This is a genomic window from Methylobacterium sp. PvR107, assembly GCF_017833295.1.
Classification (GTDB): Bacteria; Pseudomonadota; Alphaproteobacteria; order Rhizobiales; family Beijerinckiaceae; genus Methylobacterium.
Genome location: NZ_JAFIBW010000001.1, coordinates 759,142 through 784,137 on the forward strand (window position 1 = coordinate 759,142; position 24,996 = coordinate 784,137).

A 24,996-nucleotide genomic window follows, 5' to 3' on the forward strand; every position below is an offset into this window, starting at 1 on the left:
CCCTGGCCCTCATCGCTGCCGCGCAGGATCACAGGGCATATGCCCCGACTCTCCGAGCCCACGCCGGCGACCTGCCTGCTATCGGGGCGGTCCTTGGGGACGGCGCCCTATCCCGGCGTCACGCCGGCCTCGGGCAGCACGCAGGCGGACAGGAAGGTCGCGAGGTCGTCGGTGATGTGGTCGATATGCGCCTCGCGAACCGCTTCCTGCTCGAACGCCTCGCGGTAGGGATCGGCGATCTTCGGGACGACCAGCACGGTCGCCATGCCGAGGTCATGCGGCACGGCGAGGTTGCGGGCAATGTCCTCGAACAGGGCGGCACGGGTCGGCTCGACCCCGTGGGTCCGGAGGAACCGCTCGTAGGTCGAGCGCTCCGGCTTCGGGATGAAGTCGGCGGCGGCGATGTCGAACACGTCCTCGAAATGGTCGAGGATGCCGAGCTTGGCGGCGACGTTCTCGGCGTGCCGGCGCGACCCGTTGGTGAGGATCAGCTTGCGCCCCGGCAGACGCTCGATCGCATCACCGAGATCCGGGTCGAGCTTGATGGTCGAGTGATCGATGTCGTGGGCGAAGTCGAGGAACTCGTGCGGATCGACCCCGGCCTCGACCATCAGCGCCTTCAAGGTCGTGCCGTAGCGGTGATAGAAGTGCTTCTGCAGGGCGCGGGCCGAGATCCCGTCGAGCCCGTAGAGCTTCATGACGTAGAGCGTGATCCGCTCGTCGACCTGCGGCCAGACCCGGGCGTCGCTCGGATAGAGCGTGTTGTCGAGGTCGAACACCCAGGTGTCGACCTCTGCGAACCCGCGCGACGCGGTGGTGGTGAACTGGGCCTTGTCGGGGTGATGCACCGGATCCCTTTGGCTCGTGGTCCCCTGTGGACAAGTCTGGACCGAGACGGTCAAGCTCGCAAGGCCGGCCTGCACGAGGCTGGTCCGGGGCACGACAATGCGCCGGCGGGGCGGAAGTTGCCGCCCCGCGCGCAACCCGGCTGAGCGCGGCGCTCAGCCCCGCCGGATCAGGGTGCCGGCGCCGTAATCGGTGAACAGCTCCAGCAGCACCGCGTGGTTGACCTTGCCGTCGAGAATGACGACCGCCTCCACGCCGCGCTCGATCGCGTACATGCAGGTCTCGATCTTCGGGATCATCCCGCCGGTGATGGTGCCGTCGGCGATCAGGCGGCGGCAATCCTCCACGGTCAGCTCGGGAATCAGCTTCTTGTCCTTGTCGAGCACGCCCGGAACATCGGTGAGCAGCAGCAGGCGCTTGGCCCGGAGCGCGCCCGCGATCGCCCCCGCGAAGGTGTCGGCGTTGACGTTGTAGGTCTGACCGTCCGCCCCGTAGGCGACGGGCGCCAGGACCGGGATCAGCTCGGCCTTTAGGACGGCGTCGAGGACTCCGCGCTCGACATGTTCCGGCTCGCCGACGAGGCCCAGATCGACGGTCTGCTCGACATGGCTCTCGGGATCGACGACGGTCTTCATCGCCCGCTTGGCCCGGACCATGTTGCCGTCCTTGCCGCACAGGCCGATCGCCCGGCCGCCCTCGGCGGAGATCCAGCCGACGATCTGCTTGTTGATCAGGCCGGCCAGGACCATCTCGACCACCTCGACGGTGGCTTCGTCGGTGACGCGCAGGCCGCCGCGGAACTCCGACTGGATGCCGAGCCGGTCGAGCATCTTGCCGATCTGGGGCCCGCCGCCGTGCACCACGATCGGCTTCAGCCCGGATTGCTCCAGCAGGACGATGTCCTCGGCGAAGTCCTCGGCGGCGGCGCGGTCGCCCATGGCGTGGCCGCCATACTTGATCACCACGATCTCCTGGTCGTAGCGCTGCATGTGGGGCAGCGCCTGAGCCAGGACCTCGGCGCGCACGTGCACGTTCGGCAATTCGGTCATCGCAGTCCTTCGCCGATCCTTGGGGCGGGTCCTCGGGAGCGGGGCGCTTCTACAGGAAGCCGCCCGCGCTGCGAAGCGGCATCGGCGCGGTGGGCGAGGCCGCTTCGCAGCGCGGGCCCGGGGCCCGGCCCGCACCGCGCGCCGTCGCGAAGCTTTCATCCACCAGGTTGTTACGTCCGGGCGCCAGATCGAAGGAGATCCCGGCATGGTCGGGTTGCATCGTTGCGGCACTCAGACCATGCTGCGTTGCAACAAGCCGCTGGGCGGGCTGCCGGGAGGGCCGGATGCGGAGTGCGATCATTGAGGCCGGCACTGTCGGCCCGATCCCGGGCACATGCTCGGCCGATTCCGGCGCTCCCGAGCGGGTCGCGCATCGGGCAGCCTCATCTAGCTGCCTCCGGCGACGCGGAGAGCGCCCGGCAGAGACGGCGTCTTGATCGCCGCCGCCGCACTCCGCAGGGCGGCATTCCCGCTTCGGATCTCGCCGGCCCGGAAAAGATGTCTTCGGGATACCGGCGTGCCGCGTGTAGACGGGGTCCGGCCGGCATGGCGCAACTGTGGCTTTCTGATGATCGTCCCAGCGTTACAGCAGCCAGTCGAGTCGTCCAATCTTGGCATTGTGGCCGTGGGAATTGGATAAGCCGCTGATGAATACATGTCACAGCCTCCGGCAATTTCACCGCGCAGGGATGACCTCGCGTTGGGGCTGGTTGGACACCGCAATGGTGCCACAGTAAGGGGTGAGAGGGTACTCACTCGTCGAGAGCCGAGCCGACTTCCGATAACGAGCGTGTGCGAACCGAACGTGACACAACGTACAGACATTGCGATCGTCGGACGCGCTTGCCGACTGCCCGGGGCCCCCAGTGTGGATGGGCTGTGGTCACTCCTCTCCGAGGGGCGCTGCGCCGTCAGCAAGGTGCCGGCCGACCGGTTCTCCCTGGAGCGGTTCGCGCATCCCCGCGCCCATGAGCGTGGCAAGAGCTACACCTGGGCGGCGGGCGTCATCGACGACGTGTGGTCGTTCGACCCGGCGGTGTTCGGCATCTCGCCCCGCGAGGCCGAGCAGATGGATCCGCAGCAGCGGATGCTGCTGGAGCTGACCTGGGAGGCCCTCGAGGATGCGGGCCTGCGCCCGTCGAGCGTGGCCGGCAGCAACATCGGCGTGTTCGTCGGCGCCTCGTCGCTCGATTACGGCAACCTGCGCATTCTCGACGCGCCGTCGGGCGATGCCTACGCGGCGACCGGCAACACGCTCTCGATCATCTCGAACCGCATCTCGTACATCTTCGACCTGAAGGGCCCGAGCTTCACGGTCGACACGGCCTGCTCGTCCTCGCTCGTCGCCTTCGACAACGCCGTGCAGGCGATCCGGTCGGGCCGCGTGGACACCGCGGTCGTCGCCGGCGTGAACGTGCTGGCGAGCCCGTTCAACTTCATCTGCTTCTCCACCGCGCAGATGCTCTCGCGCACCGGCCTGTGCCAGGCGTTCTCCAAGAACGCCGACGGCTACGTGCGCTCGGAGGGCGGCGTGGTGTTCGTGCTGCAATCGGCCGAGGCCGCGCGGCGCAACGGCGCCACGGTCCGCGCCGTGGTGGCGGCCTCGGGGATCAACTCCGACGGCCGCACCACCGGCATTTCGCTCCCCTCGGGCTACGCCCAGGGCGCCCTGCTGGAGAAGGTCTATCGCGAGGCCGAGATCGGGCTCGACGACCTCGCCTTCATGGAAGCCCACGGTACCGGCACGCCGGTCGGCGACCCGATCGAGGCCTCGGCCATCGGCTCGAAGCTCGGCCGCGGCCGGCAGGCGCCGCTGCCGATCGGCTCGATCAAGACCAATATCGGCCATACCGAGCCGGTTTCGGGCCTCGCCGGCCTGATGAAGGCGACGCTGGCGCTGGAGCACGACCTCGTGCCGCCGTCGCTGCACGCGGCCGAGCTGAATCCCGAAATCCCCTTCGGCGAGCTGAACCTGCAGGTCGTGCGGGAGGCCATGCCGATCAGCCGTGGCTCGCGCGAGCGCTTTGCGGGCGTGAACTCCTTCGGCTTCGGCGGCACCAACGCCCACGTGGTGATCACCGACGCGCCCGCCTGGGCGACGCAGGCGGGTGCCACCGCGGAGCCCAAGGCCCAGGTGCTGCTGCTCTCGGCACAGACCCGGGCTGCCCTGAACGAATTGGCCCTGGACTACGCCGAGCGCCTGGAGGCCGAGCCGGCCCAGGTCCCGACCGTGGCGGCCGCCGTCGCGCATCGCCGCGAGCGCATGCCGGCCCGCCTCGCCATCGCGCTCGACGGTAAGACCGACGTGGCCGCGGCCCTGCGTGCCGTCGGCGAGGGCGAGGACACCCAGGACGCCTTCACCGGCACCGCAGTCGACCGCGTCGCCGAGGTCGCCTTCGTCTATTCGGGCAATGGCAGCCAGTGGGCCGGCATGGGCCGCGAGGCCTACGAGGAGAACGCGACGTTCCGCGCCGCCTTCGACCGGATCGATACCCTGTTCCGGGTTCATTCGGACTGGTCGCTGAAGGACGCGCTCTACGCGGAGGACCTCGACGAGCGCCTCGTGCTCACCAGCGTCTCGCAGCCGCTGATCTTCGCCATCGAGAGCGCCTCCACGGCCGCGCTCAGGGCGAAGGGCCTGATCCCGTCCTACGTGCTCGGCCACAGCGTCGGCGAGATCGCGGCCGCCGAGGCCGCCGGCGTCCTGAGCCTGGAGGACGCGGTCCGGGTCATCTACTACCGCAGCCACCACCAGGAGACGACGCACGGACAGGGCACCATGGCGGTGCTGCTGATGCCGTCCGAGGAGGTCGAGACCTTCCTCAAGGATTACCCGACCCTCGACATCGCCGCCTACAACAGCCCGAAGGCTGTCACGGTCGCGGGTCCGGTGGCCGATATCGACGCCGCCCTCAAGGCCCTGTCGCGCAAGCGCCGCCGCGGGCGCAAGCTCGACCTCGCCTACGCCTTCCACGGAAGGCTGATGGACCCGACCGAGAAGCCGCTTCTGCGCGACCTCGCCGGGCTGAAGGCCCGGGCCGGCACCACCGCGATGGTCTCGACCGTCACAGGCTCTGTGTTGGACGGAAGCCATTTCGGCGCCTCCTACTGGTGGCGCAACATCCGCGAGCCGGTGCGCTTCTCCGAAGCCGTGCAGGACGCCACCCGCCGCGGCGCCCGCGTCTTCGTCGAGGTCGGCCCGCGCGCGACCCTCATGTCCCATGTCGGCGACGCGGTCGAGCCGCTCGGCATCGAGACCGCCACGGTCGGCGTGATGCACCGCAAGGCGTCGGGCGGCGACCCGATCGCCAAGGCCGTAAACGCCGCCCTGGTCCAGGGCGCGCAGGTCGACGAGACCCTGCTGTTCGGCGACGCGCCGAAGGGCGACGTCCGCCTGCCGACCTATCCCTGGCAGCGCCGTCCGTTCCGGCTGGCCGACACCACCGAAGGCGTCGGCGCGATGAGCGCCCGCCCCTACCACCCGCTGATCGGGTCGCGCACGACCTTCGACGGTCTGGAGTGGAACGGCTTCGTCGATCCGGCGACCGTGCCCGAGTTGGAGGACCACAAGGTCGACGGCCAGGTGATCATGCCCGGCGCCGGCTTCGTCGAGATGGCTTTGGCCTGCGTCCGCGAGGCGATGCGCGACGATGAGGTCGTGCTGGCCGATTTCGAGATCGTCGCGCCGATGGTGTTCGCCGAGGATGCCCTGCGCGAGGTCGCGGTGCGCCTGTCGGGCTCCGGCAACGGCATCCAGGTGCTGAGCCGGCCGCGCCTGACCCAGACGCCCTGGCAGCTCCACGCCCAGGCCAAGATCGTCGAGGGCACCTTCTCGGCCCCGAAGACGCCGGATCTCGACGGCTTCAGCTTCGAGACCGCGGGCGAGCATGTGCTCAGCGGCGACGCGCTCTACGCCAAGGCCCTCGCCTCGGGGCTCGCCTTCGGGCCGAGCTTCCAGCAGGTCGCGATGAGCGCCCGTCTCGACGACGCCACCATCGTCTCCGACCTGCTGCCGGCTGAGCCCGACAGCCGCTACGCCCTGGTGCCGAACCGGCTCGATGCCTGCTTCCACGGGCTGATCCTGCTCTTCGCCGACCTGCTCGGCGAGAACGGCGGCAAGGCCTACATCCCGGTGCGCTTCGGCGAGGTCCGGCTGCTGCGCCCAGGCGCGGTGATCGCCCGCTCGATCATCCGCACCCGCCGCTGCAACGAGCGCTCGATCCTGGCCGACTTCACCCTCCTCGACGCCGAGGGCGCGGTGGTCGCCACGATCCGCGAGGGCCGGTTCCAGGCCCTGCGCTCCAAGCATGGCGGCGATCTTGCGGCCTTCGCGATCTCGCAGGTCCCGGAGCTGGCCACCGAGCCGACCGCGATCCCGATGGAGCGCCGGCCGAGCGTGGCCGCGCGGCTGCGTCCGCTCGCCGCCGAGGCGAAGGGGCCGGCCGACGCCGCCCTGTCGCCGGGCCACCTCCTGCTGGAGGGCTGGGCGACCTCGCTCGCCTACCGCCTCGCCTCCGGGCTGGCGCAGGGCGAGACCGTGTCGGTCACCGACAGCCGCGTGCCGGAGGCGCTGCGCCCCTGGCTGCTGAACGCCCTCTACGCCCTCGACAGCAGCGGCCTCGCCGAGCGCGCGGGCCAGAACTGGACGCTCGGCGACGGTTCAGCCCTCCCGGCGCCCGACGAGATCATGCGCTGGATCGCCGGCGACCATCCGGATCTCTCGGCCGAGCTCGTGCTGATCGCCGATGTCGGCGCTCTGGTCGACCGGCTGCTCGCCGGCAAGCTCACCGACGCGCCGGCCCTGCCGCAGGGGGCGATCGACGCCTTCGTGCTGCGCTCGGCCACCGCGCGCCACGGCGCCGACGTGGTCGCCGCCCTGATCGAGCGGAGCCGTGCCCAGCTCCCGAAGGAGCGGGCGCTGCGGTTCCTCCAGGTCGGGTTCGGCCCGCTCTCGGCGCAGACCGCGAGTTTCGCGTCCGCCGCCGAGGCCCGGCTCACCGTCTTCGAGACCGACCGTCGGCTCGCCGAGCGCGCCCGCCTGTCCCTCGGCCGCGCCGCCGCCGTGGTCGAGACCGCCGAGGAGCTCCCTCCCGGCAGCTTCGACCTGATCCTGGCGTCCGGCAGCCTGCACCGTGGTGACCGCGCCCTTCCGGGCCAGCTCGCCGGGGCGCTCGCCACCGGTGGCCTGCTGGTGGCCGTCGAGCCGGGAGCGTCCCTGTTCCGCGACCTCGTGTTCGGCCTCACGTCCGGCTGGTTCGAGGAGGCCGCGGGCGGCCTGCCCGTCGGCCGGCTTGAGGATATCGAGGGCTGGCAGCGGACGCTCAGCGCCCACGGCCTCGTCAAGGTCGAGGTCGAGCGTGCGGCCTCCGCCAACGGCGACGACCTGCTGCTGACCGCCGAGGCGCCGGTACGTCCGGGCCCGGCCCCGGCGCAGAGCTTCGCCTTCGTCATCGGTTCGGACGACGAGTTCGCGGCCGAGACCGCCTCCTCCCTGGCGACCCTGCTGGTCGCGGGCGGCGTGCATGTCTCGATCATCCTCGACTCCGAGACCTCCCTGATGGAGCTGGAGAAGGAGACCCCCGACACGGTGGTGTTCCTGGCCGGCGCCTTCACCCGGGGCGGCGAGGCGGCCGAGCGGCTGCGCGACCGCTGCCTCAGCCTCAAGCGCTGCACGGAGCATCTCGGCGCCCGTCAGACCCGCCTTTGGGTCGTGGCGCCCGGCGCCACCCGCGATCGCGGCGGCCAGACCACCAACATCGAGGCCGGCGTGTGGGCCTTCTCCCGCACCCTCGCCAACGAGGCCCCGAACCTCGACGTCCGCCGCATCGACCTCTCCCCCGAGATGTCGTCGAAGCGCGCCTCCGAGCGCCTGCGCGACCTCATCCTCTCCGGCACCCCGGAGACCGAGATCGTGCTGGACGACGAGCGGACCCAGGTTGTGCGGTTCCATGCCGGCCGGCCGCAGCATCGGGATCCGGCGGATCTGGTCCCGGCCGAGGCCGCGCGCCTGGAGCGCAGCAACACCGGCGGCCTGAGCGAGATGGTCTGGGGTCCGGCCGAGCGCCGCACTCCCGGCAAGGGCGAGATGGAGATCGCGGTCGAGGCCACCGGCCTCAACTTCCGCGACGTGCTCTGGGCGCTCTCGATGCTCCCCGAGGAGATCCTGGAGGACGGCTTCGCCGGCCCCCGCCTCGGCCTCGAATGTGCCGGCCGCGTCACCGCCGTCGGCCCGGGCGTGAAGGGCTTTAAGGTCGGCGATCCGGTCGTCGCCTTCGCCCAGTCGGGCTTCGCCACCCACATCGTGGTGCCCGATCTCGTCGTCGCGCCGATGCCGCATGGCCTCGACTCGATGGCGGCCGCCACCGTGCCGGTGGCCTTCCTCACCGCCTATTACGGCCTCGTCTCCTGCGCCCGGATGCGGCGCGGCGAGTGGGTGCTGGTCCATGGCGGCGCGGGCGGCGTCGGCTTGGCGGCCCTGCAGATCGCCAAGCTTAAGGGCGCGCGGGTCATCGCCACGGCCGGCTCCCGCGAGAAGCGGGCGCTCGTGAAGGCGCTGGGTGCCGAGCACGTGCTCGATTCGCGCTCGCTCGCCTTCGTGGACGAGGTTCGGGCGATCACCGGCGATGGTGTCGACATCGTGCTGAACAGCCTGTTCGGCGAGGCGATGGAGCGCTCGCTCAACGCGCTGCGGCCCTTCGGCCGGTTCGTCGAGCTGGGCAAGCGCGACTACGTCGCCAACACCCATATCGGCCTGCGCCCGTTCCGGCGGAACCTCAGCTACTTCGGCGTCGACCTCGACCAGGTGATCCAGCACCAGGGCGACGACGGCGCGCGGATGTTCCGCGAGGTCATGGCCCTGTTCAACGACGGCGGCCTCAAGCCCCTGCCCTACCAGCCCTTCACGGCGGCCGAGACCTCGGACGCGTTTCGGCTGATGCAGCAGTCGGGTCACATCGGGAAGATCGTGATCAGCCCGCCCAAGGCCGGCACGATCATGAAGGACACGGCCCGGCCGTTCACGGTCTCGGCCGAGGGCGTCCACCTGCTGACCGGCGGCCTCGGCGGCTTCGGCCTCGAGGCGGCGCGCTGGCTGATCGACCGGGGCGCCAAGCATCTCGTGCTCGCGGGCCGCAAGGGTGCGGCCACCGACGAGGCCAAGGCGATCGTCGCGGAGCTCACGGCGCGCGGCGTGACCGTCGAGGCCAAGGCCGTCGACATCACCAGCCGCGCCTCGGTGGACCGGCTCATCGCCGGGATCGAGCAGGGCGGCAAGAAGCTGGCCGGCGTGCTCCACGCCGCGGCGGTTCTCCAGGACGGCCTGATCTCCAACATCGACGCGGCTGCGCTCGACGCGGTGATTGGCCCGAAGGTGGTCGGCGCCCAGCACCTGGACGCCGCGACCCGCGACCGGAGCCTCGACTACTTCGTCCTGTTCTCCTCGGCGACGACCTTCATCGGCAATCCGGGCCAGGGCTCCTACGTGGCGGCCAACGGCTTCATGGAGGGGTTGGCGCGGCAGCGTCGTCGCCGCGGCCTGCCCGCTTTGGCGGTGGCCTGGGGCGCCATCGGCGACGTCGGCATGCTCGCCCGCAACAAGGCGGTCATGGAAGGCCTCGCCGGCCGCGTCGGCGTCACGCCGATGGAGGCCCGCCGCTGCCTCGACCTGATGGCCGAGGCGCTGGGTAGCCAGGGCGCGTCGCCCGACGAGGCCGTCATCGCCATTGCGGCGATGCACTGGGGCAAGGCGCGCGAGCGTCTCGCCACCATGCGCTCGCCGAGCTACGCCGAACTCGGGTCTGACCAGCAGGCGGAGGCCGGCGGCGTCCAGGCGATCAACATCGCGGCGCTGCTCAAGGGCGGCGACCTCGACGTGGTCCGCAAGACCGTGTCGGACGCGATCGTCGAGGACATCGCCCGCATCCTGCGGCTGCCGAAGGACGACATCAGCCGGGTGCGCCAGCTCTCGGAGATCGGCCTCGACTCGCTGATGGGCGTCGAGCTCGGCGCCAGCCTGCAGGAGCGCTTCGCCCTCGACGCGCCGCCGGCAGGCCTGTCCTCGGGCATGACCGTCAACGAGCTGTCGGAGTCCTTAATTCAGGCGGTTTCCGCGCCCATGGACGAGGCGGCCGGCGTCGCGATGAGCCTTGTCTCGAAGCATGTCGGCGGTGAGGTCGATGCGCAGATGATCGCGCCGCTCAGGGAACTCATCGAGCAGACGTCCAGCGGAATCAAAGAGACCAACTCATGACCGACACGGCACGGCCGGACGGCGGGCGCGCGGCGCTCGCCGGCTTCGTGACCAACCGGCTCGGGCGCGCGACGCCGCGCCCGGCCCCCGTCAAAGCGGCCTCCCCGGCCGGCAAGTCGGCGGCGCAGAACTTCGAGAACCTGCCGGGCTACCGCGAGCTGAAGCTCCAGCGCCAGGCGGCAGAGCTGATCGGCTTGGGCAACCCGTTCTTCCGCGTCCACGACGCGAAGGCCGGCGCGACCACGCGGATCGACCAGAAGACCTTCACCAACTTCTCGTCCTATGATTATCTCGGCCTGAACGGCCATCCGCGGGTGAGCAACGCCGCCCGGGAGGCGATCGACGCCTACGGCACGTCCGCGTCGGCCAGCCGCGTGGTCGCGGGCGAGCGGCCCGGCCATATCAGCCTCGAGCAGGCCCTGGCCAAGCACTACCACTCCGAAGGCTGCGTGGTGATGGTGAGCGGGCACGCCACCAACGTCACGACGATCGGCGCCCTGCTGGAAGCCGGCGACGTCATCTTCCACGACGCCCTGTCCCACAACAGCATCGTCACGGGCGCCCAGCTCTCGGGCGCGCAGCGGCGCTCCTTCGCGCATAACGACCTCGACGCCCTGGAAACCCTGCTCCAGTCGACCCGCCACGAGCATCGCCGGGCGCTGATCGTGGTCGAGGGTCTGTACAGCATGGACGGCGACGCGCCGGACCTTGCTGGGCTCATCGCGCTGAAGAAGCGTTATGACGCGTGGCTGATGGTCGACGAGGCCCACGGCCTCGGCGTCACCGGCCGGACCGGCGCGGGCCTGTTCGAGCATTGCGGTGTCGATCCCAAGGAGGTCGACATCTGGATGGGCACGCTGTCGAAGACGCTCTCGACCTGCGGCGGCTACATCTGCGGCCCGATCGCGCTGATCGAGTACCTGAAGCATTCGGCCGGCGGCTTCGTCTACAGCGTCGGCATGTCGCCGCCGCTCGCCGCGGCCGCCGAGGCGGCGCTCGCCGTGATGCATGCCGAGCCGGAGCGGGTCGAGCGCCTGCGCCAGAACGGCACGCTGTTCCTGGCGACCGCCAAGAAGCTCGGCCTCGATACCGGCTTCAGCCTCGGCCTCGCCGTGGTGCCGATCATCGTCGGCGATTCGCTGAAGGCCGTCACCCTGTCGGATCGGCTGTTCCGCCGGGGCATCAACGTCCAGCCGATCATCCACCCGGCGGTGCCGGAGCGGGCCTCGCGGCTGCGCTTCTTCCTGACCTCCGAGCATACCCCCGACCAGATCCGCGACACCGTCAATGCGGTGGCCGAGGAACTGGCGGCGATCGACAAGGGCGGCTCGCTGATCGAGCAGCTCCTCGCCAAGCGGGCCTGAGCGCGGCCGGGGCCTCCGGCCCCGGATCGTGGCCGATACCGGACGATCGACGAAAACCGAAAACGGGCGCGGATCCCATCCGCGCCCGTTTTCGCATTCGGTCGAGCATCGGTCCGTCGTCGCCGGCCTCGGGACCGGCCACGCGTCCTACTTCGCGTAGTAATACGCCGTTGCGACCGACGAGATCGGTCCGGTGACGCCGCTGAACGCGGAGAGCACCTTGGAGACCTCAGTGAACGGCGCATTCGAGACGTAGATGAGGTCGCGGTTGCGCATCCGGAACGCCTGGGAGACGAACAGGCTGTTGGGGTCGCGCATGTCGATCCGGTAGACCACCGGCACCAGCGGCGTGCCGAGCAGCCGCGAGCCGGGGCTGAGCCGGCGCACGACGCTGGCCGGCTCGAACCGGAAGATGAACGTGCCGGCCGGGTCGGCGGCGAAGTCCGACAGGCCGCGGGCCTTGGCCAGCGCCTGCGCCAGGGTGATGCCGTCGGCCTGGAACGCCAGCTCGGTGCTGTTGCCCAGCGCGCCGACCGCGATGAAGGTCTGCGGATCGCGCACCAGCGTGAGCACGTCGTTGGGCCGCAGGTAGATGTTCTCCTTGGGGTTCGACACCACCGCGGTCAGCGGCACGGTGGCGGTGACCGGCCCGCGCGAGAGCCGCACGAAGGTCTCGCTGACCGGCGCGCGGTTGCCGCCGGCGGCCGCGATGACGTCGAGGATGCGGTCGCCGTGGCCCGAGAGCGGCAGGCGGGCGCCGGCCGCGCCCTCGCCGGTGACGGTCACGGCCTGGCTGATCGGCCGCGTGACCGAGACCAGCACCTGCGGCTGGATGGCCTTTCCGGCGAGCTCGGTCTCGATCAGCGCCTGCACGTCCTGGGTGCGGCGGCCGGCGACCTTGATGCGCCCGGCATAGGGCACCGAGATGGCGCCGTCGCGCCCGACCGGCTGCTCGGGGATGAGGGCGGACTTGGAGCCGGCCGAGAACCGGTCGGCGACCAGCGGCCCGGAGAACAGGCCGCCGGAGCCGGCTTCCCAGACCGAGACCGAGACCATGTCGCCGATGCCGATGACCGGCTCGGTCGAGGGGCGGTGGTCGCCGAACGAGGCGAGCAGGCTGTCCAGCGGACGGCCGCGCAGGGCCTCGACCACGCTGGGGGTGACGTCGATGATCTCGTAGCGCGCCACCAGGCCGCCATCGGCGGTCGCAACCTCCGCACCCGCCTGGATCGCGCTCGCCGTCGGACCCGCCGCGGGCAGGTACGTGCAGCCGCCGACCGATCCCGCCGCCAGTGCGGCCATCAAGGCGGTGCGCGTCGTCTTACGCAGCATCACAGAGACTTCTCCTCGCCGAACCCCCTGCCATCGCTGGCATGGGCCGGGACATCCAGTTTGATCGCCAAACGCTGCGATCGCTTTAACGGCCGCGCCGAACCCGCGGCCGTCTGGCGGACGGTCGCGCTATCGGTCGGCAATGCGTCACCAGCGTGGCACGGCCACGCTTATGGCGTTCAAGCTTAACCGTATCATGTCCGAACGGCCATGTCCGCAGGCGCGGTGGCGAGGGCGCCGCGAAGCGCCCGCCCGAGGGCATCGGCGGGCATATCGACCCGGCGCGGTGGGGCCGACGCGTGGCCGAAGCGGAACAGGGCGTATTCGGTGGTCCGGCCCCCGAAGCCTGGCTTGCAGGTCGGCAGCGAGGGCGCGTGGTCTCCGAATACGCAGAGCGTCATCGTCTGACGACGCTCGCGGGCCAGGGCATCGAGCCCCTCCACGAGGGCCTCCACCATCCGCCCGGTATTGGCGACGTGGTGGAGGTACTGCGCCTGCGGGTCGTCGAGCCCGGGCAGCCGACCGGGCTTCCAGGGACCGTGATTTTCCATGGTGACGCAGAACAGGAACAGCGGCGTCGGTCGGGCTCGCACCTCGGCCAGCAGGCGCTCGCCCAGGGCGACGTCCCCGACATACGGGCCGACCCGCGGCGCCTCCGCAAAGGCCTCACCCATCACGAGGTCGGCGAAGCCGAACGCCTCCATGATCGTCGCCCGGCGGAAGAAGTCCCGGTGGAAGGGGTGGAGAAACAGGGTCGCGTAGCCTCGGGCCCGGGCAAGACGGGCGAGGCTCGTCGGCTCGTCGCCGCTGCGCGACGTGTAGGGATCGTACCGGCCGAAGCCGAGGCTGTCGGACGGCCGGCCGGTGAGCACCGCGTGCTCGCTGCGCATCGTGTAGGCGCCGTGCGCCGGCACCTGGAGACGGCCATACTGCGCGGCCCGCGTCCGGAACAGCTCCATCGCCGGCAGCCTCGCGCCGCCGAGCCGCTCCGGGTCGATGAAGGATTCGAGCTGGACCACCACCACGACGTCGTCGCCCGTTCCGGAGGGCAGCGTCGGCGCTTCGGGTACCGGCTCGCCACCCGCCAGCGCCCGGGCGGTGTAGCCGAGAAGGCTCGCCGGAAGGCCGACCCGGGCCACGTCCGCCTCCAGGTCAGGGCGCGGGAACCAGCGGGCGATCAGCCCGGTGAGCGGAGGCCGCGGCGCGGCCTTGACCACCAGCCAGAGCAGCAGCGGCAGGCCGAGGAGGGCAAGGACGCGCGGCAGGGTGGACGCGGGCAGCACGCTCGGCTCGGTCCGGTACCACAGCACGGTGGCCGCCAGGGTGAGCAGGACGGGCACGGAGATGCGCGGATCCCATAGCGGCGGGATGTAGTAGAGCTGCGGGTGGCGCGGCACCTGCGGCAGCAGGGCGAAATCGCTGAACAGCAGCGGTTCGCCGATCACCGAGCGCTTGGCGCGGCTGACGACGATGAGGATCGCCACGGTGATCACGCAGGTCAGCGCGGCGAGCCAGGGCCGCCAGGAGAATTCGAACCAGAACAGCAGGATCAGCAGGTAGCCGGCAAGCCGCAGGCCGAGGTCGCGCGGCGCGAGGCTCGCCCGGGTGATCGAGTCGCCGACGAACACCTCCAGGGCAAGGCAGACGGCGAGCGCGAGGCCGGTGGCAATGAGGAAGGTCGTCAAGACTCGGGCACTCGGCGTGGGACGGGCCTGCTCGCCGCCGGGCGACGGTCCGGCGGGAAACAGCGCGCGAAAGCAAGGGTTTGCGAGCCGCTCCTAATCCGTATTGTTCGGGGGCGGCCCGGGGCGTGCTGCGGACGGCCGACCTGAGCGGCGTGCGCTATCGCCTTGGTCTCACAGCAAGATCTGGGAAATCGGGTTCCTTGCCCCGGGAGCCGTCTCATTGCGGGCCGCCTCCGGTCTCGCGGCCGACGCCGCGCCGGCTGCGCAGAGCCCGCACGATCGGGTTGAGGAGCCCGTAGCGGGCGCGCATCAGCAGATGGGCCGCCCGTCCGATGGACAGGGCGCTGCGCGGCGCCGCGTCTCGGGCCGCGCTGAGCCGGTCGAGGAGCTGCTCCGGGCTGCACGGCTTCATCGCCACGGGATCGAGGTAGCGCGGATAGAGGATCATCGCCCCGGCCACCAGCGCATCGAGGCTCAGCCGGCGGCCCCGGTCGGCCCCCGGCGCCAGATCCTCCGACAGGCCCCAGCCCGCGTAGAAGGGCCGGCCATGCGTCGCCACGGTGAGGCCGCGGATCAGCGCCTCGAAGCCGGCGAGAGACGTCATGGTCTCGACGTGGTGCACCCGGTCGAGCAGGTCGACGATGCTGATGCCGGCGACGATCCGGTCGGCCAGCGTCAGCGCCTCCGCCTCCGGGATGGTGCCGGGGCGGAAGCCCGCCTCCACGTCGGGATGCGGCTTGTAGAGCAGGAACGCGTCCGGGTTGCGCCGCCGCGCCGCCTGCAGGAGCGCCCGGTTCGAGCGGACCAGGGGCGAGCCGTGCCGCACCGAGGCGTCGTCCTCCACCTGGCCGGGCACGAGCACGATCCGCTGTCCGGCCGGCCAGTCGAGGGAAGCGGCGTCGAGGCCGACATTGTACTTGCTGAGCCGGCGCGCCACGACCTCCTCGCGCAGGCGGCGCGCCCGGTCGACGAGGTCCGGGGTGAAGTCCGCCTCGGCGAGCAGCCGCTGGAGGCGGCTCTCCCGGCGCGGGTCGTAGTAGATGCCGAGATCGTCGACCACGATGGAGGCGCCCGGCTGCAGGCTGGCACCGAGACCGACCGAGCGCAGGAATCCGTCCTCCACCCGGGCCAGCGGCAGCCCGGCCTGCGCGCAGGCCTCCTCCAGCTGGCCCGGCGCCCGGGTCGCCCAGGCGAGGACACGGCCGCGATGACGCCGGCCGGCCCTGATGGCGGCCTCGGTGGTCATGGTGTGGATCGGGCGCCCGGCGGGCCCGGCCGCGAGCACGTCGAGGGCCGGCCGCTTCCAGCGCGACATCCCGACATAGATGACCCGCCGGTCGTTCTCGGAAAAGCGCGCGGCGAGCCACGCCACCCGCTCGGCGCAGGCCGCGCGGTCGATCGGCGCCCGGGTCCAGGGATCGAGGTAGTGGACGCCGGCCTCCCCGCCGACCGGCACACCGTCGAGGCTGATCCTCAAGGACGCGAAACCGGTCTCCGGCGCGTCGTACGGGCTGAGGAGCGGCCCGGGTGCGACCACGAGGCGGCGCCGGCCCGCCAGCGCCAGCAGACGCCCGGCCGGGCTTCCGGCGCCCCAGACCGCACCGACCGCACCGGACTGCGCCGGCGCGAAGGCGAGGCCCGTCGCGGCCTCGATCTCCGCCCGCAGACGGCGGATCGTGCGGCCGGTCGCGTAGAGCGACGGGGTGGGTCTAGAGGCCATGGTCGGCGCGTCCGGCTCCGGTCGGGCAAGGTGGTGGGCCGCCTGTAGCGCATTTTCGTCGGCGTGGGATGGCCGTGCAACGCGGGGACAACCTCGGCCGACGTCACCGCCGCCACGACCTGGAAAGGATTTGGACATATCGTCGCCGCGATTGCCGGCCTAATCCGAATCCCGAACCGCTGACGCGCCACCGTTGCAGACGGGCCACGCCGACGCGGAAAAACCGTGCTGCGGCACGGCTTTGGATTGCCGGGCCGTCAGGCTCCGTGCCACCTGATGATTTATCATCGGCCCGGCTCGTCCGGCCCAGGGTCAAGGATAGAAGCGCCGCGGAATGCAACAGCCCGCCCCCGACGCCCTCCGTAACCGCCCTGCGACCTTCCTCTTCCTTCAGGGCATCGCCACGCCGTTCTTCTCCGACCTCGGAAAGGCGCTGCGCGCGCGGGGGCATCAGGTCCGGCGCATCAATCTCTGCCCCGGCGACTGGCTGTTCTGGAGCGGCGAGGCGGACAGTTACCGCGGCCGCCGCGAGGCCTGGGGCGAGTATCTCGACTCCTATCTCGACCGCGAGAGCGTCACCGACATCGTGCTGTTCGGGGATTGCCGGCCGTTCCACAAGGCCGCCCGGATGATCGCCGAGTATCGCGGCCTGCGGGTGCACGTGTTCGAGGAGGGCTACATCCGCCCGAACTGGATCACTTGCGAGCTGGGCGGCGTGAACGGCTTCTCGTCGCTGCCGCGGACGGCCGACGAGATCCGGGCCCTGGCGCGGCGCCTGCCGCAACCGGGCCGGGCGATGCCCTCCACGGGCGACATGGCCCGACGCAGCATCTGGGACGTCGGCTACAACCTCGCCAACGTCCTGTTCCCCTACCTCTTCCCGCATTTCCGCAGCCATCGGCCGACCCATATCGCGGCCGAATACGCGGGCTGGATCAAGAAGTTCACCCGCCGCGCCCACACCCGCCGCGAGGCCGCGCGCTGCGACGAGATCTACCGCGCCGTCGGCTGCGACTACTTCCTGCTGCCCCTCCAGCTCGACAGCGATTACCAGATCCGGGTCCACTCGCCGTTCCTCGGCGTCGAGGGCTTCATGGATCGGGTGATCAAGTCCTTCGCCGACGCCTCCGCGGCGCCGACGCGTCTGCTGGTGAAGCTGCACCCGCTCGACAGCGGCCTGATCAATTGGCGCAAGTTCGCCCGCGCCTCGGCCCGCCGCCACGGCGTCAGCGACCGGCTCGACTTCATCGACGGCGGCGACCTCCCGGCCCTGATCAAGGGCGCGCGCGGCGTGGTCATCGTCAACTCGACGGTGGGCATGCTGTCGCTGGAGATGGGCTGCCCCACCCACGCGGTCGGCAGTGCGATCTACAACATGGCCGGCCTGACCCATCAGGGCGACCTCGACGGATTCTGGAAGAGCCCGACGGCGCCCGATATGAGCCTGATGGCCGATTTCCGCCGCGTCGTGCTGCATCGGACTCAGGTCAACGGCGGCTTCTTCTCCAAGGAAGCCATCGACCGGGCCGTGGCCGGCTCTGTGCCGCGGATGGAGGCGGCCCTCCCAGATTCGATGCTGGCGGCGGCGCGGGCGATCCGCGAAACGGCTGCGCGGGACGGCGAACTCGCCCCGGTTTACTGACCGAAATCCGCGCGGGCAGAGAGATCTGGGGCATTTGACTCGGCTTTCGCCGTCGGTGAGCTCCTCCCGACCTTGATCTTTCCACGCCCGGCGGCGTAACCCGCCCCATGCCCCGCATTCTGATCACCGGCGCGTCGAGCGGCATCGGCGCTGCGCTGGCGCGCCACTACGCGCAACCCGGCGTCAGCCTCATCCTCGTCGGCCGCAACGCCGAGCGCCTGGAGACGGTCGCCCGCGACTGCCGCGCCAGCGGCGCCACGGTCGATGCCGCCCGCCTCGACACCCGCGACCGGGCCGCCGCGGTGGCGCTCGTGCGCCGGTCGGACGCGGAGGCGCCCCTCGACCTCGTCATCGCCAATGCCGCGGTAAACGGCGGCAACCAGGAGGGGCAGGTCGAGGCCGAGGACGTGGCCTTCGAGACCGCCGACATCAATTACACCGGCTCGCTCAATGTCGTGCTGCCCGGCCTGACGCTGATGCTCGAGCGCGGACGCGGCCAGATTGTCCTGCTGTCGTCGCTGGCGGCCTATGCGCCGCTGCAGGACGCCCCGGCCTATAGCGGCGCCAAGGCGGCCCTCGTTGCCCACGGTCTCGCGCTCCGCCAGAAGGTCGGGCCCCGGGGCGTGAAGGTCAACGTCGTGACCCCGGGCTACGTGAAGACCCCGATGGGCGGCGAGCTGAAGGGCTGGCGGCCTCTGGAGATCAGCGCCGAGCAGGCCGCCGTGCGCATCGCCAAGGGCATCGCGGCCAATCGCGACGTGATCGCGTTTCCCTTCATCCTCGCGGCGCTCGCCCGCACCGTGCTGCTCCTGCCGGAGAACGTCCGCAAGGCCGGGCTCTACGCCTTCCGCTTCCAGCGGCGGAAGCGTCGCTGATGGCGCGGCCCCGGATCGCGCTGTTCGTCCTGGAGGCGCTGCCGAACGCCCGCGTGGTCCGCCGGCTCGTCGCCGATTACCGGGCCGACATCGCCTTCGTGGGACTCTCCAATGCCGAGCGGCCGTCGAGCGGCGGCCTGACCGGGCAGATCCGGCGGCACCTCGCGCGCTCGGGCGCCGGCATCCTGCCCTATCTGGCGGTCAATTTCGGCCTGCCGGACCTGCTGCGCCCGCTGGCGCCGCTGACGCAGGCGGCGGCCGGAAGCGGTGATGCGCCGGAAGCGACGCCGCTCAAGACCCTGTGCCGGCGCCTCGACATCCCGACCCTGACGATTGACGACGTCAACGGTCCCGAGATCGCGCTGCGGCTGCGCGAGGCGGCGCCGGACCTGATCCTGACCTACCATTTCGACCAGATCCTGAAGCCGGAGACGATCGGGCTGGCGCGGCTCGGGGGCATCAACGGCCATCCCGGCCTGCTGCCGCGCCACCGCGGCCCGGTGCCGACGATCCACGCCCTGGCCGAGGGCCCCGGTAGCTTCGGCATGACCCTGCACCGGCTGGCCGCGACCATCGACACTGGGGCGATCCTCGCCCAGGAATCCGTGCCCCTGCCCCCCGGCACCACCGCGACCCGGGCTGCCGTGGCGCTGCATGCCCACGGGCGCGGCCTGCTGGACGGGCTTCTCGACACGATCGCCCGGACCGGCGCGATGCCCGAGGGCCGGACCCATGCGGTGCTGCCGTACTGCCCGTTCCCGGACCGGGCGATGCTGGCATCCCTGCGCCGTCGGGGCCTGCGGCTGACCGACGGTCAGGATCTCCGGGAGGCGCTGAGCCTTTCGGTCCGGTGAGGTGAGCTTCAGATTTTGAATTCGCGCGGCTCGCCTGCGGCGCACCGTCATTCCGGGGCGCCGCAGGCGAGGCCGGAGCCGAAGGGGCACGCTGGAGGGGCAATCCAGACCCAGCCGCGATGCACGTCCTTGACGGCCTCGGCGGGTCTCGATCCCGCGTTCCGCTGCGCGGCCCCGGGATGACGGGGACGGCTTTCGGTTCGGACGACCCTTCGGACATGGACTGGGTTGGGGATCCTCGTGCGGCTCAGAGGGCCATGCTCCGCCAAGCGGCGGAGGTTTGGCTCAAGGCTTCGCCGGACGTTCAGGGCGTCCTCTTAACCGGTCATTAAGCCTATCGCGCCGAGGATCGCTCACTGTCCTTCCGCCGCCCAGGCCCGCGCATGCCGGATACCAGCGCCCTCCACTCGGCCTCCGACGCGCTGGCGGCTGGCCGGCAGGTGCAGACGGGCCGGATCCGCACGATCTCCGAGAACATCGCCAACGCCGATTCCGCGCCGACCGAACCGGGCGGGACGCCCTATGCCCGCAAGATCGCGGTGTTTTCGCCCGTCGTGGCCGACAGCCCGAACAGCCCGGTCGGCCGCATCGTGCGCGACAGCAGCGACTTCCGCCGGCGCTACGACCCGTCGAACGGCGCCGCCGACCTCAGGGGGTATGTCCGCCTGCCCAACGTCAACACCGCCGCGGAATCGGCCGACCTGCAGCGGGTGGTCCGGAACTACGAGGCCAATCTCAACGCCTCGGCCACGATCGACAAGCTGACCCAGGCGACGATCAACCTGATCAGCTGAGCCGGGCGCGCCGCCGGCCGTAGCCGGCATAGATCGCGAGGCCGAGCACCAGCCAGAGGGCGAGGCGGATCCAGGTCTCGACCGGGAGCGAGGCCATCAGCGTCAGGCACGACAGGATGCCGAGCCCGGCCGTGAGCGTCGCCGCCGGCACCCGGAAGGGGCGCGGCCGGTCCGGCTCCGTCCGGCGCAGGATCAGCACCGTGGCGCAGACGAGGCAGAACGCCAGGAGCGTTCCGATGCTGACGATCTCGCCCAGGATGTCGATCGGCACGAGGCCCGCCACCGCGGCCGTGAACAGGCCGATCACGAGCTGGCTCGCCACGGGCGCCCGCGTCACCGGATGCACCCGGCAGAAGGCCTCCGGGAGGAGGCCGTCGCGGGCCATGGCGAAGAAGATCCGGCCCTGTCCGTAGAGCGCGGTGAGCGCCGAGGTGGTCAGGCCGATCAGGGCGCCGGCCTTGATCACCGTCGCGAAGCGCGACAGGCCGATCGTGTCGACGGCCTTGGCCACAGGATCCGCGACGTCGAGGTCGCGGTAGGGGACGAGGCCGGTGAGCACGGCCGCCATGGCCACGTACAGGATTGTGGTGATCAGCAGCGACCCGATCAGCCCCACCGGTGCGTCCCGCTGCGGCGCCCGGCACTCGCCGGCGGCCGTCGCCACGGTCTCGAAGCCCACGAAGGCGAAGAACACCACTGCGGCGCCGCGGAATACGCCGCTCCAGCCATAGGCGCCGAAGCTCCCCGCGTTGTCCGGCACGAACGGGTGCCAGAGCTCCGGCTTGAGATGGGCCGCGCCGACGCCCACGAAGGCCAGGATGATCGCCACCTTGCAGGCGACCAGCAGCGCGTTGATCAGGGAGGCCTCCCGGGTGGCGCGCATCAGGAGGGCGGTCAGCATCAGCACGATGCCCACGGCCGGAAGGTTCACGAGGCCGCCATCCCCGGGCGCCGCGGCGAGCGACGCCGGCAGCCGCAGACCGAAATCCGCCGCGAGCGATTGTGCGTAGCCCGACCAGCCGACCGCCACCGTCGCCGCCGCCACGGCGAATTCGAGGACGAGGTCCCAGCCGACCACCCAGGCCGGAAACCGCCCCAGGCTCGCGCGGGTGTAGGTGTAGGTGGAGCCCGGCTCCGGGATCATGGCGGCGAGTTCGGCGTAGCACAGGCCGACGAAGCCGCACGCGATCCCGCCGATGACGAAGGAGAGGCTGAGGGCGGGGCCGGCATATTGCGCCGCCGCGGTCCCTGTGAGCACGAAGATGCCGGCGCCGATCGTGGCGCCGAGCCCGATGGCGACGAGGCCGGGGGCCGTGAGGCTCCGGGCCAGGGCGCGGCTCTGCCCGGGCTCGGCGCTTATGCCGGTCGTCACCGCGGTTTCGGCCATCCCGTCTCCCCTTACCTGCTGGATCGCGCCTCGGCCGACGAGGAGCAAGCGGCGCGCCCGAACGTGTCCGGCTCAAGTCTCGCGTCGAAGCATCGCGCAGCGTGGCCGCAAACGGAATGATTCATCGGACCCTCCCGGGGGCCGCGCAACGGAGTCCGGGATCCCGAATCGCCGGTGCCCCCAGGCTGAGCCAACCGGGCGGATCTGGTTTCCCGGCCCTGCTTCGCAGTCCCGAATGACGCCGCTTGGCGCGACGATCTCGGGCGGGGTCGATCGGACACGGTGGCCCGCAGGCGCCGGGGCTGGCATCTCCGGCGGTTTCGTGTCATGGATCGCGGGCCTCGACCCGGGTTACCGGGCGGGGCTTGAACCGCTTGGCGCTGTGACCGTGCTGGACGACATCCCGGCACTGGCCGAACGCCGAGCCCGCGCGTGCCCGAATGGGGCTCCGCATCCGACCAGCACAACCCGAAAGGCATGCGATGTCGATCACGGCAGAGCGCAAGACCGCGCTCATCAAGGAACACCGCAAGGACGCTAAGGACACCGGGTCCCCCGAGGTCCAGGTGGCGATCCTGACCGAGCGGATTACCAACCTCACCGGCCACTTCAAGACCCACGCCAAGGACAACCATTCCCGGCGCGGCCTCCTGAAGCTGGTCTCGCAGCGCCGCTCGCTGCTGGACTACGTCAAGCGCAAGGACGAGGCCCGCTACCGCGCCCTCATCGAGCGTCTCGGCATCCGCCGCTAAGGCGTCTATCGCGCGGTTCCGAGCCCGGCTCGGGGCCGCGCTTCACCATCGCGGGCTGCCGGAATGGGTCCGGCCTCCCGACAAACGGGCCGCTTCGAGGCGTCGGCATCGGGGCAGGATCGCGAGACACTTCATCCGGGAAGTGTCTCGCCGTCTTGCCCCCGGCGGCGCCGGGCTTGGGCCCGCCGCAGGCAAGGAAGAAATCAAGAATGTTCGACGTTCAACGCGAAGAGCTGATGTGGGGCGACCGCAAGCTCGTCCTGGAGACCGGCAAGGTCGCCCGCCAGGCCGACGGCGCCGTGGTCGCCACCTACGGCGAGACCTCGGTGCTCGCCACCGTCGTGGCCACGAAGGAGCCGAAGGCCGGCATCGACTTCATGCCGCTCACCGTGAACTACCAGGAGCGGGCCTACGCGGCCGGCCGCATCCCCGGCGGTTACTTCAAGCGCGAGGGTCGTCCCTCCGAGAAGGAGACCCTGGTCTCCCGCCTGATCGACCGCCCGATCCGCCCGCTCTTCGTCGAGGGCTGGCGCAACGACACCCAGGTCGTCGTCACCGTCCTGACTCACGACCTCGAGAACGATCCCGACATCGTCGCCATGGTCGCGGCCTCCGCCGCCCTGACCCTGTCGGGCGTGCCGTTCATGGGCCCGATCGGCGGCGCCCGCGTCGGCTACATCAACGGCAGCTACCGGCTGAACCCGCTGGTCACCGAGACCAAGGAGGAATCCAGCCTCGACCTCGTCGTCGCCGGCACGCAGGACGCGGTGCTGATGGTCGAGTCGGAGGCCAAGGAGCTGTCCGAGGACGTGATGCTCGGCGCCGTGATGTTCGGCCACAAGCATTTCCAGCCGGTGATCGAGGCGATCATCCGCCTGGCCGAGAAGGCCGCCAAGGAGCCGCGCGATTTCAAGGCCCCCGAGAACGCCGACGTCGAGAAGGCCGTCCTCGAGGTCTGCGAGACCGAGCTGCGCGCCGCCTACACCAAGACGGTCAAGCAGGAGCGCTACGCCGCCGTCGACGCCGTCAAGGCGAAGGTGATGGCCGCCCTCTGCCCCGAGAGCGCCGAGAAGTACCCGGCCGAGAAGGTCAAGGCCGCCTTCAAGGAGGCGCAGTCGAAGGTCGTGCGCTGGAACGTGCTCGACACCGGTTCGCGCATCGACGGCCGCGACCTGAAGACGGTCCGCCCGATCGTCTCCGAGGTCGGCGTCCTGCCGCGCGCCCACGGTTCGTCTCTGTTCACCCGCGGCGAGACCCAGGCCCTCGTGGTCGCCACGCTGGGCACCGGTGAGGACGAGCAGTTCATCGATTCGCTGGAAGGCACCTACAAGGAGCGCTTCCTGCTCCACTACAACTTCCCTCCCTACAGCGTCGGTGAGACCGGCCGGATGGGCTCCCCGGGCCGTCGCGAGATCGGCCACGGCAAGCTCGCCTGGCGGGCGATCCGCCCGGTCCTGCCGCCGGCCCACGAGTTCCCCTACACGATCCGCGTCGTGTCGGAGATCACCGAGTCCAACGGCTCGTCCTCGATGGCCTCCGTCTGCGGCGGCTCGCTGTCGCTGATGGATGCCGGCGTGCCGCTGCGCCGTCCGGTGGCCGGCATCGCCATGGGCCTCATCCTCGAGGGTGAGCGCTTCGCGGTCCTGTCCGACATCCTGGGTGATGAGGATCACCTGGGCGACATGGACTTCAAGGTAGCCGGCACGGACGAGGGCGTGACCTCGCTCCAGATGGACATCAAGATCGCTGGCATCACCGAGGAGATTATGCGGGTCGCCCTCGACCAGGCGAAGGACGGGCGTGCCCACATCCTCGCCGAGATGGCCAAGGCCCTGACCGCTGCCCGTCCGGAGCTCGGCGAGTACGCGCCGCGCATCGAGACGATGCAGATCCCGACCGACAAGATCCGTGACGTGATCGGCACCGGCGGCAAGGTGATCCGCGAGATCGTCGAGAAGACCGGCGCCAAGATCAACATCGAGGATACCGGCATCGTCAAGATCGCCTCGGCCGACGGCAAGGCGATCAAGGCGGCCTACAACTGGATCCGCTCGATCGTGGCGGAGCCGGAGGTCGGCGTGATCTACGACGGCACGATCGTGAAGTGCATGGAGTTCGGCGCCTTCGTGAACTTCTTCGGCGCCAAGGACGGCCTGGTCCACATCTCGGAGCTCGCTGCCCAGCGGGTCGCCAAGGTTCAGGACGTCGTCAAGGAAGGCGACAAGGTCAAGGTGAAGTTCCTCGGTCAGGACGACCGCGGGAAGATCCGCCTGTCCATGAAGGTCGTCGACCAGGAAACCGGCGAGGACATCACCGAGAAGGTGAAGGCCCAGCGCGACGCCGACCGGCCCGAGCGCGGCGACGAGCCGCGGGAGCCCCGCGAGGGCGGCCGCCATCGCGGCGAGCGCCGCCGCGAGGCGGGCGAGTAAGCCTCGGGACACACGCGCC

General features: G+C 70.8%; 14 protein-coding genes. 8 read left to right on the forward strand and 6 right to left on the reverse strand.

The features are described 5' to 3' along the window. Positions 1-107: 107 nt before the first annotated feature. Together JOE48_RS03420 and argB are read right to left on the reverse strand one after the other, a co-directional pair. Positions 108-848: a pyrimidine 5'-nucleotidase gene (locus JOE48_RS03420; protein ID WP_210027569.1), complete on the reverse strand. Its 741-nt coding sequence runs from the start codon at positions 846-848 to the stop codon at positions 108-110. Between the two features lie 153 nt (positions 849-1,001). Then, entirely contained in the window at positions 1,002-1,895 is an 894-nt protein-coding gene (gene argB / locus JOE48_RS03425; protein ID WP_210027571.1) for an acetylglutamate kinase, read from the reverse strand. Between the two features lie 805 nt (positions 1,896-2,700). Between argB and JOE48_RS03430 the strand changes: the two genes are divergently transcribed. Both JOE48_RS03430 and JOE48_RS03435 read left to right on the forward strand, forming a co-directional pair. Beyond that, positions 2,701-10,143, forward strand: coding sequence for a type I polyketide synthase (locus JOE48_RS03430; protein ID WP_210027579.1), 7,443 nt, complete (start codon positions 2,701-2,703; stop codon positions 10,141-10,143). Further along, positions 10,140-11,507 (forward strand): aminotransferase class I/II-fold pyridoxal phosphate-dependent enzyme, encoded by a 1,368-nt coding sequence (locus JOE48_RS03435; protein WP_210027581.1) that lies wholly within the window; start codon positions 10,140-10,142, stop codon positions 11,505-11,507. The genes JOE48_RS03430 and JOE48_RS03435 overlap by 4 nt, the downstream gene beginning before the upstream one ends. A 147-nt stretch (positions 11,508-11,654) precedes the next feature. On the opposite strand, the gene JOE48_RS03440 is transcribed toward JOE48_RS03435, so the two are convergent. The 3 genes from JOE48_RS03440 to JOE48_RS03450 form a co-directional block, all read right to left on the reverse strand. Further along, positions 11,655-12,839 (reverse strand): polysaccharide biosynthesis/export family protein, encoded by a 1,185-nt coding sequence (locus JOE48_RS03440; protein ID WP_210027594.1) that lies wholly within the window; start codon positions 12,837-12,839, stop codon positions 11,655-11,657. Between the two features lie 194 nt (positions 12,840-13,033). Continuing rightward, a complete protein-coding gene (locus tag JOE48_RS03445) occupies positions 13,034-14,524 on the reverse strand; it encodes an LTA synthase family protein (RefSeq protein ID WP_210027596.1) in 1,491 nt (496 codons plus the stop codon). Between the two features lie 217 nt (positions 14,525-14,741). Further along, on the reverse strand, positions 14,742-16,244 hold the full coding sequence (locus JOE48_RS03450; RefSeq protein WP_210027598.1) for a capsular biosynthesis protein: 1,503 nt from the start codon (positions 16,242-16,244) through the stop codon (positions 14,742-14,744). A gap of 334 nt (positions 16,245-16,578) precedes the next feature. Between JOE48_RS03450 and JOE48_RS03455 the strand changes: the two genes are divergently transcribed. The 4 genes from JOE48_RS03455 (at position 16,579) to JOE48_RS03470 (ending at position 20,409) form a co-directional block, all read left to right on the forward strand. After that, positions 16,579-17,886 carry a capsule biosynthesis protein gene (locus tag JOE48_RS03455; RefSeq protein WP_210027600.1) on the forward strand — a complete coding sequence of 436 codons (1,308 nt, stop codon included), beginning with the start codon at positions 16,579-16,581 and terminating at the stop codon, positions 17,884-17,886. A gap of 107 nt (positions 17,887-17,993) precedes the next feature. Next, positions 17,994-18,761 (forward strand): SDR family NAD(P)-dependent oxidoreductase, encoded by a 768-nt coding sequence (locus JOE48_RS03460; protein ID WP_210027609.1) that lies wholly within the window; start codon positions 17,994-17,996, stop codon positions 18,759-18,761. Beyond that, positions 18,761-19,615 carry a formyltransferase family protein gene (locus tag JOE48_RS03465; protein ID WP_210027610.1) on the forward strand — a complete coding sequence of 285 codons (855 nt, stop codon included), beginning with the start codon at positions 18,761-18,763 and terminating at the stop codon, positions 19,613-19,615. The genes JOE48_RS03460 and JOE48_RS03465 overlap by 1 nt, the downstream gene beginning before the upstream one ends. A gap of 383 nt (positions 19,616-19,998) precedes the next feature. Continuing rightward, positions 19,999-20,409: a flagellar basal body rod protein FlgC gene (locus tag JOE48_RS03470; RefSeq protein WP_210027611.1), complete on the forward strand. Its 411-nt coding sequence runs from the start codon at positions 19,999-20,001 to the stop codon at positions 20,407-20,409. On the opposite strand, the gene JOE48_RS03475 is transcribed toward JOE48_RS03470, so the two are convergent. Next, positions 20,402-21,796, reverse strand: a complete 1,395-nt coding sequence (locus JOE48_RS03475) for an amino acid permease (protein ID WP_210027613.1) — start codon at positions 21,794-21,796, stop codon at positions 20,402-20,404. The genes JOE48_RS03470 and JOE48_RS03475 overlap by 8 nt on opposite strands. A gap of 482 nt (positions 21,797-22,278) precedes the next feature. Here JOE48_RS03475 and rpsO point away from each other — a divergent pair, with 482 nt between their 5' ends. Further along, positions 22,279-22,548, forward strand: coding sequence for a 30S ribosomal protein S15 (gene rpsO / locus JOE48_RS03480; RefSeq protein WP_010685305.1), 270 nt, complete (start codon positions 22,279-22,281; stop codon positions 22,546-22,548). A 209-nt stretch (positions 22,549-22,757) separates the two neighbouring features. After that, positions 22,758-24,977, forward strand: a complete 2,220-nt coding sequence (gene pnp / locus JOE48_RS03485; protein ID WP_210027615.1) for a polyribonucleotide nucleotidyltransferase — start codon at positions 22,758-22,760, stop codon at positions 24,975-24,977. The last annotated feature ends 19 nt before the right edge of the window (positions 24,978-24,996 follow it).

Excerpts from the sequence above, each read along its gene's own strand:
- argB (WP_210027571.1), bottom strand. The coding sequence starts at position 1,895 with ATGACCGAATTGCCGAACGTGCACGTGCGCGCCGAGGTCCTGGCTCAG.
- JOE48_RS03435 (WP_210027581.1), top strand. The coding sequence starts at position 10,140 with ATGACCGACACGGCACGGCCGGACGGCGGGCGCGCGGCGCTCGCCGGC.
- JOE48_RS03440 (WP_210027594.1), bottom strand. The coding sequence starts at position 12,839 with ATGCTGCGTAAGACGACGCGCACCGCCTTGATGGCCGCACTGGCGGCG.
- JOE48_RS03450 (WP_210027598.1), bottom strand. The coding sequence starts at position 16,244 with ATGGCCTCTAGACCCACCCCGTCGCTCTACGCGACCGGCCGCACGATC.
- JOE48_RS03455 (WP_210027600.1), top strand. The coding sequence starts at position 16,579 with ATGCAACAGCCCGCCCCCGACGCCCTCCGTAACCGCCCTGCGACCTTC.
- JOE48_RS03460 (WP_210027609.1), top strand. The coding sequence starts at position 17,994 with ATGCCCCGCATTCTGATCACCGGCGCGTCGAGCGGCATCGGCGCTGCG.
- JOE48_RS03465 (WP_210027610.1), top strand. The coding sequence starts at position 18,761 with ATGGCGCGGCCCCGGATCGCGCTGTTCGTCCTGGAGGCGCTGCCGAAC.
- JOE48_RS03470 (WP_210027611.1), top strand. The coding sequence starts at position 19,999 with ATGCCGGATACCAGCGCCCTCCACTCGGCCTCCGACGCGCTGGCGGCT.
- JOE48_RS03475 (WP_210027613.1), bottom strand. The coding sequence starts at position 21,796 with ATGGCCGAAACCGCGGTGACGACCGGCATAAGCGCCGAGCCCGGGCAG.
- rpsO (WP_010685305.1), top strand. The coding sequence starts at position 22,279 with ATGTCGATCACGGCAGAGCGCAAGACCGCGCTCATCAAGGAACACCGC.
- pnp (WP_210027615.1), top strand. The coding sequence starts at position 22,758 with ATGTTCGACGTTCAACGCGAAGAGCTGATGTGGGGCGACCGCAAGCTC.